The 15,111-nt window shown below is 64.0% G+C and carries 13 protein-coding genes and 1 riboswitch; of the genes, 9 read left to right on the top strand and 4 right to left on the bottom strand.

From position 1 onward, the window contains the following. Positions 1 to 26: 26 nt before the first annotated feature. Together FJW06_RS03315 and FJW06_RS03310 are read left to right on the top strand one after the other, a co-directional pair. A complete protein-coding gene (locus tag FJW06_RS03315) occupies positions 27 to 2,081 on the top strand; it encodes a bifunctional aldolase/short-chain dehydrogenase (RefSeq protein WP_140747931.1) in 2,055 nt (684 codons plus the stop codon). Between the two features lie 227 nt (positions 2,082 to 2,308). Continuing rightward, positions 2,309 to 3,373, top strand: a complete 1,065-nt coding sequence (locus tag FJW06_RS03310; RefSeq protein ID WP_140747928.1) for a D-alanine--D-alanine ligase family protein — start codon at positions 2,309 to 2,311, stop codon at positions 3,371 to 3,373. A 54-nt stretch (positions 3,374 to 3,427) separates the two neighbouring features. On the opposite strand, the gene FJW06_RS03305 is transcribed toward FJW06_RS03310, so the two are convergent. Next, positions 3,428 to 4,933 (bottom strand): winged helix-turn-helix domain-containing tetratricopeptide repeat protein, encoded by a 1,506-nt coding sequence (locus FJW06_RS03305; protein WP_140747925.1) that lies wholly within the window; start codon positions 4,931 to 4,933, stop codon positions 3,428 to 3,430. A gap of 259 nt (positions 4,934 to 5,192) precedes the next feature. Between FJW06_RS03305 and FJW06_RS03300 the strand changes: the two genes are divergently transcribed. Then, positions 5,193 to 5,432: a DUF1127 domain-containing protein gene (locus FJW06_RS03300; RefSeq protein WP_140747922.1), complete on the top strand. Its 240-nt coding sequence runs from the start codon at positions 5,193 to 5,195 to the stop codon at positions 5,430 to 5,432. 76 nt (positions 5,433 to 5,508) lie between these two features. Here the strand turns inward: FJW06_RS03300 and FJW06_RS03295 are convergent, their stop codons facing one another. The 3 genes from FJW06_RS03295 to FJW06_RS03285 all read right to left on the bottom strand — a co-directional run bounded on the left by FJW06_RS03295 (position 5,509) and on the right by FJW06_RS03285 (position 9,188). After that, positions 5,509 to 6,561, bottom strand: a complete 1,053-nt coding sequence (locus tag FJW06_RS03295; RefSeq protein WP_140747919.1) for a substrate-binding domain-containing protein — start codon at positions 6,559 to 6,561, stop codon at positions 5,509 to 5,511. A 41-nt stretch (positions 6,562 to 6,602) separates the two neighbouring features. Beyond that, a complete protein-coding gene (locus FJW06_RS03290) occupies positions 6,603 to 7,598 on the bottom strand; it encodes an ABC transporter permease (protein ID WP_040988532.1) in 996 nt (331 codons plus the stop codon). 78 nt (positions 7,599 to 7,676) lie between these two features. After that, complete coding sequence (locus FJW06_RS03285) at positions 7,677 to 9,188, bottom strand: sugar ABC transporter ATP-binding protein (RefSeq protein ID WP_140747916.1); 1,512 nt, start codon at positions 9,186 to 9,188, stop codon at positions 7,677 to 7,679. Positions 9,189 to 9,324: 136 nt separating this feature from the next. On the opposite strand from FJW06_RS03285, the gene mtnK reads away from it, so the two are divergent. From mtnK to FJW06_RS03255, 6 genes are all read left to right on the top strand, one after another. Further along, positions 9,325 to 10,593 (top strand): S-methyl-5-thioribose kinase, encoded by a 1,269-nt coding sequence (gene mtnK, locus FJW06_RS03280; RefSeq protein WP_140747913.1) that lies wholly within the window; start codon positions 9,325 to 9,327, stop codon positions 10,591 to 10,593. Further along, a complete protein-coding gene (gene mtnA, locus FJW06_RS03275) occupies positions 10,590 to 11,684 on the top strand; it encodes an S-methyl-5-thioribose-1-phosphate isomerase (protein WP_140747910.1) in 1,095 nt (364 codons plus the stop codon). Before mtnK ends, mtnA begins: the two co-directional genes overlap by 4 nt. 215 nt (positions 11,685 to 11,899) lie before the next feature. Next, a riboswitch (FMN riboswitch) is annotated at positions 11,900 to 12,046 on the top strand. Between the two features lie 80 nt (positions 12,047 to 12,126). Further along, on the top strand, positions 12,127 to 12,594 hold the full coding sequence (locus FJW06_RS03270; RefSeq protein ID WP_140747907.1) for a 6,7-dimethyl-8-ribityllumazine synthase: 468 nt from the start codon (positions 12,127 to 12,129) through the stop codon (positions 12,592 to 12,594). 156 nt (positions 12,595 to 12,750) lie between these two features. Further along, positions 12,751 to 13,815 carry a class II fructose-bisphosphate aldolase gene (gene fba / locus FJW06_RS03265; RefSeq protein ID WP_140747904.1) on the top strand — a complete coding sequence of 355 codons (1,065 nt, stop codon included), beginning with the start codon at positions 12,751 to 12,753 and terminating at the stop codon, positions 13,813 to 13,815. Positions 13,816 to 13,949: 134 nt separating this feature from the next. Continuing rightward, complete coding sequence (locus tag FJW06_RS03260; protein ID WP_140747901.1) at positions 13,950 to 14,108, top strand: peptide ABC transporter permease; 159 nt, start codon at positions 13,950 to 13,952, stop codon at positions 14,106 to 14,108. 131 nt (positions 14,109 to 14,239) lie between these two features. Then, positions 14,240 to 14,941, top strand: a complete 702-nt coding sequence (locus FJW06_RS03255) for an MgtC/SapB family protein (protein ID WP_246674510.1) — start codon at positions 14,240 to 14,242, stop codon at positions 14,939 to 14,941. Positions 14,942 to 15,111: the final 170 nt, after the last annotated feature.

Below are 15,111 nucleotides of genomic sequence, written 5' to 3'. Positions count from 1 at the left end.
CAAAGACGAGTATCGGACGGATCGACATGAAGAACCTTTGGAATGACGCCGACGCGGAAAAGATGGTAGCCGACTATGCCAAGAAGGGCGTCGGCCGCGATCTTGCGCTGCGCGTCTACACGACCCGCCTGCTCGGCGGCGAGCCGCGGCTGGTGCTGCATGGCGGCGGCAACACGTCCTGCAAGACCAAGGCTACCGACCTGGTCGGCGACGAATGGGACGTGCTCTGCGTCAAGGGCAGCGGCTGGGACATGGCCGTCATCGAGCCGCAAGGCCTGCCGGCGGTGAAGATGGGCGCGCTGCTCAAGGCGCGCTCTCTGGACAAGCTCTCCGACGAGGACATGGTGGCGCTGCAGCGCTCCAACCTCATCGATCCCGCCTCCCCCAACCCCTCGGTCGAAACGCTGCTGCATGCCTTCCTGCCGCATAAGTTTGTCGACCACACGCATTCGACGGCGATTCTCGCCATCGTCGACCAAGAAGACAGCAAACCGCTGATCAAGACCGTGTTCGGCGACAGATTAGGTTACGTGCCCTACATCAAGCCGGGCTTCGACCTCGCCAAGGTGGCGGTGGAAGTCTTCGACGCCGACCCAAGCGTCGAAGGCCTGATCCTCGACAAGCACGGCATCTTCACCTTCGGCGACGACGCCAAGCAGGCCTATGACCGCATGATCCACTATGTGACCATGGCCGAGGACTTCGTCGCCAAGAACGGCAAGCCGCACACGGCCAAGGCGGCGCTACCGGCAAAGCTCGCCAAGCCGAGCGACATCGCGCCGACGCTGCGCGGCGCTGTCGCCGTGTCGCGCGGCGAAGGCCGCTTCGACCGCATGATCAGCGACTTCCGCACCTCCGACGCGATCGTCGATTTCATCAATTCGACCAAAATTGCCGAGTTGGCCGGCCGCGGCGTCTCGACGCCCGATCTGTCGATTCGCATCAAGACGGGACCGATGGCGGTGCCGGCGCCCGATGCCGACAAGCTCGGCGACTATAAGGCCGTGGTGCGCGGCCATGTCGAGGCCTTCGTCAAGGACTACACCGCCTATTTCGAGACCAATGACGCGCTGGACGACGTCAAGCGCACCATGCTCGACCCGATGCCGCGCCTGACACTGGTGCCGGGTCTTGGCATGTTCGGCCATGGCCGCACGCTGAAAGATGCGAAGATTGCGTCGGATGTCGGCGAGATGTGGATCGAGGCGGTGCGCGGCGCGGAAGCGATCGGCAAATTCCATCCGCTCTCCAAGGCCGATCTGTTCCCGCTCGAATACTGGTCGCTGGAACAGGCCAAGCTCGCCTCCAACAAGCCGAAGCCGCTGACCGGCCAGGTGGTGCTGGTCACTGGCGGCGCAGGCGCAATCGGCGCCGCGACGGCAAAACTGTTCGCGGCCAATGGGGCGCATGCGGTGATCGTCGACCTCGATCCGGCAAAGGCCGCGGACGCGGCGAAGGCGGCCGGCAACAATTCGATCGGCATCGGCGCCGATATCACCAAGCCGGCCGAGATGCGCGCTGCCTTCGACAAGGCGGTCGCCGTCTATGGCGGCGTCGACATCCTGGTCTCCAACGCAGGCGCCGCCTGGGAAGGCCGTATCGGCGAACTAGATGATGCCACTTTGCGCAAAAGCTTCGAGCTCAATTTCTTCGCCCACCAGTCGGCGGCGCAGAATGCGGTGCGCATCATGCTGGAACAGGGCACCGGCGGCGTGCTTCTCTTCAACACCTCAAAGCAGGCGATCAACCCCGGCCCGAAATTCGGCGCCTACGGCATTCCGAAGGCGGCGACGCTGTTCCTGTCCAGGCAATATGCGTTGGACTACGGCGCCTATGGCATCCGCTCCAATGCGGTCAACGCCGACCGTATCCGCTCAGGGCTCCTGACCGACGCTATGATCGCCAGCCGGTCCGGCGCGCGCGGTGTCTCGGAAAAGGAATACATGTCCGGCAATCTGCTCGGACAGGAGGTGACGGCCGACGACGTAGCGCAGGCCTTCCTGCACCAAGCGCTGGCCGAACGCACCACGGCGGACGTGACGACGGTTGACGGCGGCAACATCGCGGCGGCGCTGCGCTGACGAGGCAGAAGTATCCCGCTCCTGGGGCGGTTCATCGTTCTACGAAAACGACGAACCGCCCCATCTCCCTATCGACAGATTCCGGCGCAAGGCCTTTCACGCTTCTGCTAAAGAACTGCTCAAACCCGTCAAAATCCATTCCAATCCTTCACGTATTGCTCGGTCAGTTTAAGGGGCGCTTGTGTTTCGCATGCGAGCTCCAACCTTGATCGTTGGTGGAGCTTCAAATGGCGGCGAGAAGACTTCGTATCGGCGTGCTCTTCGGCGGGCGCTCCGCTGAGCATGAGGTGTCGCTGCTTTCGGCGGCCAACGTCATCGCCGCGCTGGACCCGGCGAAATACGATGCCGTCCCGATCTTCGTCACCCGGGAAGGGCAATGGCTGCTGAGCCGCTTCGAGGACGGCGCGCTGGCGACGCCATCCGTTGGCACGCAGCTCTGCCTAGTGCCCGGCGGGCATGGGCGGATGCTGGCGATCCCTGCAAACGGCTCGCCCTACGACCTGCCCCCCATCGATATCCTGTTTCCAGTGCTGCACGGACTGCATGGCGAGGACGGCGCGGTGCAGGGAATGGCCGAAGTGGCACGGGTGCCGCTCGCCGGCTGCGGCATCCTCGGGTCCGCCACGGCGCTCGACAAGGACATCGCCAAGCGGCTGCTGAAAGCGGCAGGACTGCCCGTTGCGCGCTCGGTGACCATCGGTGAAGGGGCCGCGCCTTCGCTTGCCGAGCTTGAGGGTCAACTCGGCCTGCCGCTCTTCATCAAGCCGGCGCGGCAGGGCTCGTCGGTCGGCGTCGCGAAGGTCAATGCCAGTCAGGAATTCGAGCGGGCGCTGACGGAAGCCTTCCAGCACGACGGCAAGCTCCTGGCGGAGGAATTCGTCCGTGGCCGCGAGATCGAATACAGCGTGCTGGAAAGCCCCGAAGGCGAACTTTTCGTCTCGCATCCAGGCGAGATCGTGCCCGCGGAAAGCCATGGTTTCTACAACTACAACGCCAAATACATCGACGAGAATGGTGCGGCCTTGATCGTGCCAGCTGAGCTGCCGCAGGAGGTCGAGGATGCCATGCGCGACATGGGCGCAAGGGCGTTCAGGGCGCTCGGTTGCGACGGCATGGCCCGCGTCGACTTCTTCCTGATGCCGGACATGAATTTCCTGATCAACGAGATCAACACCATTCCGGGCTTCACCAACATCAGCATGTACGCCAAGGCTATGGCGGCGAGCGGCGTCAGCTATCCGGAGGTGATCGACCGTCTGGTGGCGCATGGGCTGGCGCGCGCCGGCCGGTGAAAAAGACCTGAGGATACGAAATCTCCGCAGCAGCCAGTTGGCCATGTCGCCGCGTCACTGCGGCAGGCCGGCCTTGCGGAAGCCCTCGACGAAATGCTCAAGCGTCGCGTCGTCACGGAACGGCTCCGTCTCGACCCAGCGCTGCGTGGAGAAATGCGGATTGCCGACGAGGAACAGCGCAACCTCGGTGCGCGCCTCGTCGAGGCGGCCGAGCTGCGCCAGGCTTGCCGCTAGGAAGCGGCGCGAGCTGGTGCGGTAGGTCTGGTCGCGGCGCAGGGTCTCGACGGCGGCCTCATAGTCGCGGGCCGCATATTGCGCCTGGCCGAGCGTGAGATAATACCAGCTCGGCGGAAACGGGTTCAGCCGGAACGCCTTGCGGATGTGTTCCAGGCCCTCGTCCAACCGCCCGCCCAGCACGTCGATATCGGACAATGTCGCCCAGATATCGGCCTCGTTCGGGTCGAGTTCGATCGCCTTGGCGAATTCCGCCTCGGACTGCTCGAAATCGCGTTCATAGGCAAGCAAATTAGCCAGCACCCAGCGGCTACCGGCATCGTTTGGATCGATCGCCACCGCCTTGCGCGCCAGTTCCAGGGAGATGCTGCGGGCCGGCTCGAAAGGCTCGCCCCAATGCACCCAGCTCATCCAGTGGTTCATTGCCAGCCAGCGATAGGCCTCGGCATAGTCCGGGTCGAGCGAGATCGCACGTGTCAGCATCAGATGCGCTTCGCGCGCCATCTGTGGGGACTCGTCGAACGATTTGCGGGCCCGCACGCAGAGATCATAGGCCTCGAGGTTCTTAGGCCGGTTGCGCTCAGGCAACGCGCGCAGCCGCCCGAGCAGCGCCTCGACGATCTTGGCCGTCGCCTCGTCCTGAACGGCGAAAATGTCCTCAACGCTGCGATCGAAACGTTCGGCCCATAGATGCTCGCCGCTCAACGCGTCGATCAATTGCGCGTTGATGCGCACGCGTCCTGCGGCGCGCCGGGCGCTGCCCTCCAGCAGGTAACGCACGCCGAGTTCGCCTGCGATGACGCGCACGTCCATCGCCTTGCCCTTATAGGCAAAGACCGAGTTGCGCGCGATGACGAAGAGGCCCTGGATCCGCGAAAGATCAGTGATCAAATCTTCGGTCAAGCCGTCGGCAAAGGAGTCCTGCTCGGGATCGTTGCTCAGATTGATAAAGGGCAAGACGGCGATCGACGGTTTGTCGGGCAGCGGCAGGGTTTTGCGCGTGGCGTCGGACTGTTCAACGGACCCGGTAAAACGATAGCCGACGCGCGGCACCGTGGCGATCCACTCGCCGCCGTGGGTCGCCGGACCGAGCAGCTTCCTGAGTTGCGCGATCTGGACGGTCAGATTGCCTTCCTCGACGGCGGTGCCCGGCCAGGCCGCGTCCATCAGCTCGGCCTTGCCCAGGATCTCGCCCGGGCGCGCCACAAGCGCTTCGAGCAGCTTCAGCCCGCGATGGCCGGCGGCAACGGGAACATCGCCCCGAAGCAGCGTTCCCGCGCCAGGATCAAAGACGAACGGTCCAAAAGCAAAGCGCGATCCTTGCATGCGGCGATCTATAGAGCAATTCCAGGATAAGTGTGAGCGGTTAAGTTCCGGCGACTTCGCCGTACCCTCCGCCCGGAATTGCGTAAAAACAAAGGGATAGAGCGTTTCGCCGTTTCCGTGAAACGGTGAAACGCTCTGACCGATTTGGAAGTTTTGAGAACTATTTGGGAGGGCTTAATTACGCCGCCAGCCGGCTGCGGCACACTGCAATCTCAATCAGGTCACGGGTCCTCAAACCCTCTACCGCATGGAGCTTGCCATGAACGATATCCTTGCGCCTTGCGCACCTTTGGCGGCGCGCGCAGCCGAGATGAAGGGCCGCCGGCGCTACGGCCTCTCAGCCTTACGCAGCCTCATCGCCGAGCGCCGCAAGCAGGCCTATTTCCGCTTCGAGCTCAAGCGCATGGCGACGGACAATCCGCATCTGATCGACGATATCGGACTGACGAAAGAGGAGGTCGAGGCGGAGATCGCCAAATTGCCTTTCTGGCAGCGGTGAGGCCGGAACGGCCCGAGCAGAAACAAAAGAGAGCGGCCCGTTGGACCGCTCTCTTCATTTTCCGGCTGCTCGGACCTTACTTGGCGTTCGGGTTTGGCATCCAGGCCGGCATCGCGACATCGGCATGGGCGAACTGCGGCAGCTTGGCCGACAGGTCTTCCATGTTCTTGATGTCCTTGTCGATCAGCTCCTTCTGGGTGATCAGCGTCGGCGGCACGATGACGTTGTGGCCGGGATCCTCGCCGGCAAGCAGCTGCGCCAGCGCGCGCACCGAAACCTGGCCGACGACGGCCGGATTGGTGGCGGCGGTCGCCGCCCAGGCACTGTCCGGCTCGCGCATGGCGGCGATGTCCGAGGTCGAGATGTCGGCCGAGTAGATCTTGATCTTCTTGTTCAGGCCGGCTTCGTCGACGGCGATCTTCACGCCCTTGGCGAACTCGTCATAGGGCGCGAACATCACGTTGATGTCGGGATGCGCCTGCAGTACCGAGCGTGCCTGGTTGGCAACGGAGTTGGCGATCGGGTTGTCGAGCGTGCCGAACTGGGCGACCTCGCTGATGCCCGAATATTTCTTCTTCACATCCACCCAGGTTTCGTTGCGGCGGTCGAGCGGGGCGATGCCGGCGACATAGACATAGCCGGCCTTCCAGCTCTCGCCATTGTCCTTCACCGCCTGCTCGAGTGCGAGCCTGGCGAGGTCCTTGTCCGACTGCTCGATCTGCGGGATCTTCGGGTTCTCGACATTGACGTCGAAGGCGACGACCTTGATGCCGGCGTCGACCGCGCGCTGGGCGGCGTCCTTCATCGATTCCGTCAGGCCATGCTGGATGATGATGCCCTGCACGCCGAGCGCGATCGCCTGGTCGACCATGTCGGCCTGGAGCGCCGCGTCCTGGCGGCTGTCGAGCACCCGCAGGTCGACGCCGAGCGCCTTGGCTTGCGCCTCGACGCCGGACAGATAGGCCTGGAAGAAGTCACCGGTCGAAAGGTAGCGCACGAGCGCGATCTTGACGCCCGGCTTGTCGAACGGCGCCGGCTTGTCCGCTGCCAAAGCGGTCCCCTGCATCAACAGCGCCGCGCCGGCGAGGCCGAGTGCCGCTTTCCCCAAAAGTCTCCTTGTGATGCTCACTTTTTCCTCCGTTTGTGTTCTCATCAATGTCCCGGTCGAAACTATCTCTTGCCCCTGCCGGAAAGGGCGAAGGTGAAGACAAGGGCGACGACAAGCACCGCGCCCTTGACGAAATCCTGCGTGTAGTAAGGAGCGTTCATCATCGTCAGGCCTTGCAGCAGGACGCCGACGAACACCGCGCCGACGGCCGTGCCGAAGGCGTTGGGCTTGGCGGCACCGAGCACGGCGTAGCCGATGAGCGCCGCGGCGACAGCGTCGAGCAAGAGATTATTACCCGAGGCGATGTCGCCGCGTCCAAGCCGGGCAGCGAGCAAAATCCCGCCGATCGAGGCAAAAACTCCCGAAATGACGTAGGCCCAGATTTTGTATGCCTTGACAGGCGCGCCGGCGAGCTCGGCCGCCCTCTCGTTTGAGCCGACGGCATACATCATGCGGCCGAAGCGGGTGTATTCGAGGAAGAACCAGATCAGCAGCGCGAGCACGACGAGCACCACCACCGAAACCGGGATCAGGTTAGGGATGAAGAAGTCGATGCGGTGGCGGCCGAGCGCCAGGAAGGCTTCCGAGAACTTGCCGTTGGCGACCGAGCCGTCGGGCATGGTCATGCCGGTGGCGATCGAGCGGCCTTCCGTCGGGATACGCTGTAGGCCGAGCAGCAGGAACATCATGCCGAGCGTCGCCAGCAGGTCGGGCACGCGCATATAGACGATCAGCCAGCCATTGATCAGGCCGACGATGACGCCGATGACCAGGCAGGCGATGACGGCGACGATGGCATTCTGCTCCAGCACCACCATCGCGTAGGAGGCCGCCATCATGGCGCTGGTGGCGACCGAGCCGATCGACAGATCGAAACCGCCGACCACCAGCGTCGCGGTGACACCGAGCGCCAGCACGCCGGTGATGGCCACCGACTGGAAGATGAAGACGGCGCTCTGCGGCGAGGCGAAACCATCGGCCGCGATCGCGAAATAGGCGATCAACCCGACCAGCAGCACGATGAAGCCGTAGCGGATGGCATAGTCACGCAATGTCATCGAACGCTCCCGCGCGGTTGCCCTCTCCGCCAAACTGGAACTCATGCCTGCACTCCAAGTCTCGTCATCCGCACGATCTCACGCAGCACTATGCAGCGGCCCGCCGGCCACTTGCGCCAGCAGCCGATCGAGATCGATATCGGCATTGCGGTGCTCGCCGACGATCGTGTGTTCCGACATTACCAGGATGCGGTCGGCGGTCTCCAGCGCCTCGTCGATCTCGGTGACGAAGATCAGCGTCGCGCGGCCGTCGGCGCTTGCCCTCAGCTTGGCCGCGATGTCGCGGCGCGCCGAAATGTCGACGCCCTGGAAAGGCTCGTCGAGGATGAAGAGCCGCGAAGCCTGAGACATCCAGCGCGCCACCATCACCTTCTGCTGGTTGCCGCCGGAGAGCGCCGACAATTCGTCCTTTTCGGAGCGGCAGACGATGCCTAGCTCGTCGATCTGGCGGCGGGCGGCGACGCGCTCGGCGCGCTTCTTCATGACGCCGAGGCCCGACATGCGCTTGAGGAACGGCAGGCTGATGTTGCGCTCGATGTTGAAGCCGCCGACGATGCCGCTCGCTGCGCGATCCTTGGCGACCAGGAAGACGCCGGCGGCGATCGCCTCGCGCGCCGAGCTCGGCGCGTAGGGCTTGCCGTCCATATGCATGGTGCCGGCGAGCGGCCTGCGTACACCGAATAGCGTTTCGGCAAGCGCCGTCTTGCCGACTCCGACAAGGCCAGTGATCGCCACCACCTCGCCGGCGCCGAGCGTCATCGAGATCGGCTTTGCCCCATGCGCGAGCTGCAGGCCTTCGGCGGTGAAAACCGCGCGCGCCGAGCTCCTGGCGACCACCCTGTCGAGATGGATCTTGCGGCCGAGCATGGCGTTGACCGCGCCCTCGTAGTCGAGCGGCTTCTTGTCGAAGACGCCGGAGACGACGCCGTCGCGCATCGACACGATGCGGTCGGCGAGACGCCTGATGTCGGACATGCGGTGCGAGATATAGAGGATGGCGACGCCCTGCCCTCGCAGCCGGTCGATCAGCGAAAACAGCCGGTCGGCCTCGACGCTCGACAGCGAGGAGGTCGGCTCGTCGAGGATCAGGACCTTGGGCTGGTGCGCCATGGCCCGCGCGATGGCCACCATCTGCCGGTCCGCCAACGACAAGTCGCTGACGCGCGCCTTGAGGTCGAGGGCGAGCCCCATGCGGTCGGCGACGGCTCTGGCCTCAGCTCGGACATTGGCCGGCTTGAACAGCAACGACGCGCCTTTGCCGCTCAAGCGATCGAGCGTCAGATTGGTCGCGACATCGAGGTCCGCGACCACGCCGTCATTGATGTTCTGATGCACGGTGACGACGCCGGCGCGGATGGCTTCGGCGGGGCTCTGCGGGTCGAAGGCCTGGCCGGCGAGCCGCATCGTGCCGGCGCCACGTTCGTAGACGCCGCTGACGATCTTGACCAGGGTGGACTTGCCGGCGCCGTTGGCGCCCATCAGCACCGTCACCTCGCCCGCAAAGAGGTCGAGCGAGATGCCGCCAAGCACCTCGTTCTGGCCGAAGGATTTCCTCAGGCCCTCCACATGGAACACGGCATCTGCGCCCATCCGTTCCTCCCGGATCGTGACGCTATGGGCTCACTCGGCAATTGTCAACACGATTGACATTTGCCAGAGCGCTTCCTAGCTTGGCCCCGCCGCCGTGGCTCCGCTATCGTCGGAAACCACGCGCAGGAGGGAGAGCATGAACGGGAAGTTCGAAGCATTGTCGGCGGAAACGCTGCCGAAACGCCTTGGCGGGACCACGGCCCTGACCGAGCGCATCGGCAGCGACGTCAGCCGCTGGAAGGTGCGCGAGGTCGGCGACGGCAACCTCAACCTCGTCTTCATCGTCGAGAGCGACCAGGGTGCTGCAGTGGTCAAACAGGCGCTGCCCTATGTGCGTTTGGTCGGCGACAGCTGGCCGCTGCCCTTGAAGCGCTCGTTCTTCGAACATCATGCGCTGACCAGGCAGCAAGCCCGTGCGCCCGGCTCGGTGCCGGCGATCTACCATTTCGACGAGACCCAGGCGCTGATCGTGATGGAGTATCTGGCGCCGCCGCACGTTATTCTCAGGCGCGCGCTGATCGACGGTCGCGAATTGCCGAACATCGCGCGCGACATCGGCCTGTTCATGGCCCGCACGCTGTTCCGCGGCTCGGACCTTTCGATGGTGACGAAAGACCGCAAAGCCGATCTGGCGCTGTTCGCCGACAATGTCGAACTCTGCGACATCACCGAGAACCTGGTGTTCTCCGATCCCTATTTCGACGCCAAGATGAACCGGCATACCTCGCCGCAGCTCGACGGCCTGGTGGCGGAGTTGCGCGCCGACCGCGACCTCAAGGTCGAGGCGCAGCGGCTGAAGCATCTCTTCGCCGCCAATGCCGAGACCCTGCTGCATGGCGATTTGCATTCGGGCTCGATCATGGTGACGGACACAGAGACCCGGATGATCGATCCGGAGTTCGCCTTCTACGGTCCGATCGCCTTCGACGTCGGCATGCTGCTCGCCAATTTCTGGATGGCCTTCTTCTCGCAGCGCGGCCATGAGGAGAAAGGCAGCCGCGCGCCGATGCGCGCCTATCTACTCGGGGTCACGGCCGAGACCTGGGCCACCTTCCGCGCCGAGTTCTCGCATCTGTGGCGCACCGAGCGCACCGGCATCCTCTATCAGAAGAGCCTGTTCGAGGATCAGGGCGACCAGCTCGGCGCCGAACAGGCGCTCGATCACGTGCTGCATTCCATCTGGACCGACCTGCTCGGCTTCGCCGGCATCGAGGTGCACCGCCGTATTCTCGGCCTCGCCCACAATGCCGATTTCGAGACCATTGCCGATCAAGACCTGCGCGCCAGATGTGAGGCCAAGGCTTTGCGCTTCGGCCGCCACATTGCCGTCAACCGGCGCCGGATCCACAGCATCGACGAGGTGAACAATCTCGCCGCGCTGATCGAACAGGAGAAGAGCCTTTGAACGTCGGCGAACGCCACTATCGCACCATCTGGCTCAGCGGCGACAAGCGGTCGGTCGAGATCATCGACCAGCGCTGGCTGCCGCATGAGTTCCGCATCGAAAAAATCGGAACCGTCGCCGGCATCGCCACCGCCATCCGCGACATGTGGGTGCGCGGCGCGCCGCTGATCGGCGTCACCGCGGCCTATGGCGTCGCCATCCAGATGATGGACGATCCGTCGGACGAAGCGCTCGACGCGGTCTGGGAGACGCTTCATAAGACACGGCCCACGGCGATCAACCTGCGCTGGGCGCTGGACGAGATGCGGCGGCACCTGAAGCCGCTCGCGCCGGAAGAGCGTGCGGAGGCGGCTTACAAGCGGGCCGCCGAGATCGCCGACGAGGATGTCGGGCTGAACCGCGCCATCGGCGAGAACGGGCTTGCCATCATCAGAGAGATAGCGGCGCGCAAGAAGCCCGGCGAAACCGTCAACATCCTCACCCATTGCAATGCCGGCTGGCTGGCGACCGTCGACTACGGCACCGCCACCGCGCCGATCTATCTGGCGACCGAGGCCGGCATTCCGGTGCATGTCTATGTCGACGAGACGAGGCCGCGCAACCAGGGCGCCCAGCTGACCGCCTGGGAGATGGCCGGACACGGCGTGCCGCACACGCTGATCGTCGACAATGCCGGCGGCCACCTGATGCAGCATGGCGACATCGACATGGTCATCGTCGGCACCGACCGCACCACGGCCAATGGCGACGTCTGCAACAAGATCGGTACCTATCTGAAGGCGCTGGCCGCCGCCGACAACGACGTGCCCTTCTATGTCGCGCTCCCCTCGCCCACCATCGACTGGACCGTGGCCGACGGGCTGAAGGAAATCCCGATCGAGGAGCGCTCCGGCGACGAGGTCTCCTTGGTCTGGGGCAAGACGGCGGACGGCAAGGTAGCCCAGGTGCGCGTCTCGCCCGATGCCACGCCGGCGGCCAACCCGGCGTTCGACGTGACGCCGGCGCGGCTGGTGACGGGGCTCATCACCGAGCGCGGCGTGGCCAAAGCCTCGCGCGAGGGGCTGAAGGCGATGTTTCCTGAGCGCGGGTAATTGTGGGGGAGATGTCTGGCAAGGAAGAGGGCGCGCTGTCCGACCGACGTATCGCTTGGATTCCTCGCCCGCCAAAGACCTCTCCCCACTTCGTTGGGCGAGGAAGCTCGATCCTGCAACGCCGCCGCCGCTCTACCCTGCCGGACATCCTCCAAGGAAGGGACTGGCCAGTCGCCAATTGACAGCGCCATCCTGCTCTCTCATAAAACCCGCGTTAATGTTCTCAGGGCGGGGTGAAAGTCCCCACCGGCGGTAAGAGCCTCGGCTCAAGCCCGCGAGCGCTTTCCGCGCAAACGGAAAGGTCAGCAGATCCGGTGCGATTCCGGAGCCGACGGTTACAGTCCGGATGGAAGAGAACGTACGCAAAAAAACGGTCCGCCCGCGCGGGCCGCGTTTTTGCGTCGTGCGTCCTGATTCTGGTTCGCAACGGAAGGAAGGACCCATGAATCAGCATCTCCTCAAAGACCATACACTCCGTCGTGTCGCCGTCATCCGGGCGCGCTGGCACGCCGATATCGTCGATCAGTGCGTGACGGCGTTCGAAGCGGAGCTTGCCGCGCGCGGCGGCTTTGCCGTCGAGGTTTTCGACGTGCCGGGAGCCTATGAGATCCCGCTGCACGCCAAGACGCTCGCCGAGACCGGCCGCTATGCGGCGATCCTCAGCACCGCCTTCGTCGTCAATGGCGGCATCTACCGGCACGACTTTGTGGCGAGCGCCGTCATCGACGGCATGATGAACGTGCAGCTCGTGACCGGCGTGCCGGTGCTGTCGGCGGTGCTGACGCCGCACAACTACCATGACAGCGCCGAGCATCACCGCTTCTTCCACGAGCATTTCACCGTGAAGGGCAAGGAAGCGGCGAAGGCCTGTGTCGAGATCCTCGCCGCGCGCGCAAAGATCGCCGCCTAAACCGCAAAGGGTGCGCTGGAACTAAACCGATTTGGATTTCAGGACCGCAACTTGAGTGGTTGCGGTCCGCCTGAAATCCGGCCAGAAGCAGTCGGGTCGGGCCATGCCGCCTGACGTTGGTAACTTGTGCCTGTAACAGATCCGGGAGACTATTCGTTGGCTCGCATCACACTGAGACAATTGCTCGACCATGCCGCCGAACACGGCTATGGCGTGCCTGCCTTCAACATGAACAATATGGAACAGGGGCTCGCCATCATGGAGGCGGCCGAGGAGACCAAGTCGCCGGTCATCCTGCAGGCCAGCCGCGGCGCGCGCGCCTACGCCAATGATGTCGTGCTGGCCAAGCTGATCGACGCGCTCGTCGAGATCCATCCCGACATCCCGGTCTGCATGCATCTCGACCACGGCAACAATGAAGCGACCTGCGTCACCGCCATCCAGCACGGTTTCACCTCGGTGATGATGGACGGCTCGCTGAAGGAGGACGGCAAGTCGCCGGCCGACTACGCCTATAATTCCGGCATCACGCGCCGCGTCGTCGGCATGGCGCACTGGGGCGGCGTCTCGGTGGAGGGCGAGATCGGCGTGCTGGGTTCCCTGGAAAGCGGCGGCGGCGAGCAGGAGGACGGCCACGGCGTCGAGGGCGCGATCAGCCACGACCAGCTCTTGACCGATCCGGTGCAGGCCGAGCAGTTCGTGCGCGACACGCATGTCGATGCGCTGGCGGTTGCCATGGGCACCAGCCACGGCGCCTACAAATTCTCGCGCAAGCCGGACGGCGCGGTGCTGGCGATGAATGTGATCGAGGAGATCCACCGCCGCCTGCCCAACATGCATCTCGTCATGCACGGCTCGTCCTCGGTCCCGGAAGAGCTGCAGGAGATCATCAACAAATACGGCGGCCAGATGAAGCCGACCTGGGGCGTGCCGGTGGAAGAGATCCAGCGCGGCATCAAGCATGGCGTGCGTAAGATCAACATCGACACCGACAACCGCATGGCGCTGACCGGCGCGATCCGCAAGGTGCTGACGGAAAACCCCAGCGAGTTCGATCCGCGCAAGTATCTGACACCGGCGATGGCGGCGATGAAGAAGCTCTGCAAGGAGCGCTTCGAGCAGTTCGGCACCGCCGGCAACGCGCCGAAGATCAAGCCGATTCCGCTGGCCGAAATGGCCAAGCGCTACAAGTCGGGCAGCCTGGATCCGAAGTTCGGCTGAGCCGATCATTGCCCGCGACCGGTTCGATCCCGGTCGCGGATATCCGTGCACCGAAACGGGGGCGGAACCCCAAGCCGACAAATTGGTTCCTGCTCAGAGACCTTCCGGAGCCATCCAAAAGGAAGGAGCAACTCATGAGGAAGGATCGCAACCGCGAAGGGCCGGTCTTCTCCGGTCAGAATGCCCGGCAGGGCGAGATCATCCTGCGCACGCGCGCGCAACGCATCATCTTCATCGCTGGGTTGGTGGGCATCGTTGTGCTGGCGCTGGTGGTCAGCCTCGTCGCCCATTGAAGGGTGTCGGCTGCGCAACTTCGGTCAAGGAACCATCCCCGGCTCCGCCAGTTGAACGTCGCAGACGAAACTGAGGCGCGGCGACCCTTCACCGCCCCATCGAAACTATGTTCGAGCCGCTTTGCTGCGACATGCCGCTTCATCCGACCTGGCCGGACCTTGTCGGACGGCTGCTGCTGACTTTGCTCTGCGGCTTTCTCATCGGCCTGAACCGGGAAGCGCGCGGCCATTCCGCCGGACTGCGCACGACCATACTAGTCGGTGTAGCGGCTTGCGTGGCCATGATCCAGGCCAACCTGCTTCTCGGCGTCTCCGGCAAAGAGCCAGGATCGTTCGTGCGCATGGATGTGATGCGATTTCCGCTCGGCGTGCTTACCGGGGTCGGCTTCATCGGCGGCGGCGCGATCCTGCGGCGGGGCGATCTCGTCACCGGCGTCACCACTGCTGCCACGATATGGATCATGACCATGATCGGCCTTGCCTTCGGCGGCGGCCAATACGGCCTCGGCGCGATCGCGACGGTACTGACTCTGGTCACGCTGCAGGGGCTGAAATGGGTCGACCTCAAGATTTCGCGCGACCACAAGGCGATGCTTTCGGTCTCATGGCCGAACAGCTCACCGCCCGACCTCCATGGCATGATACGGACACTCGGCTACGATGCCCGCCTCCTCGGCATGGAGCATGACGCCAGCGGCAACCGTTTCGTGTTTTCCTTCCAAATCCGATGGAAGCAGCCGGATGCGGACCAGCCTTCGACCGACGTGCTGGGCGTGGTTGCCGAGCATTGCACGATTGAGCGGTTCGAGGTGATCGGCGAAAAGCCCACCTGAGCAGGATTCACCTGCCTGTTCCGCGCCGGTGCGGGCCCCCGGAAAACAAGCCCAGCACTTCCATACCTGCTCTTCGCTGGCTAACCACGCTCGGACAGACATGAACGTCGTTCATTTTTATCTTGAACGGTGTTCACGATGTGCTATGGTGCACACTTGAACGATGTTCA

This window comes from Mesorhizobium sp. B4-1-3 (assembly GCF_006439355.1).
Lineage (GTDB): Bacteria > Pseudomonadota > Alphaproteobacteria > Rhizobiales > Rhizobiaceae > Mesorhizobium.
The sequence above is the reverse complement of the archived record's forward strand: the minus strand, read 5'-3'. Positions and strand labels throughout refer to the sequence as shown.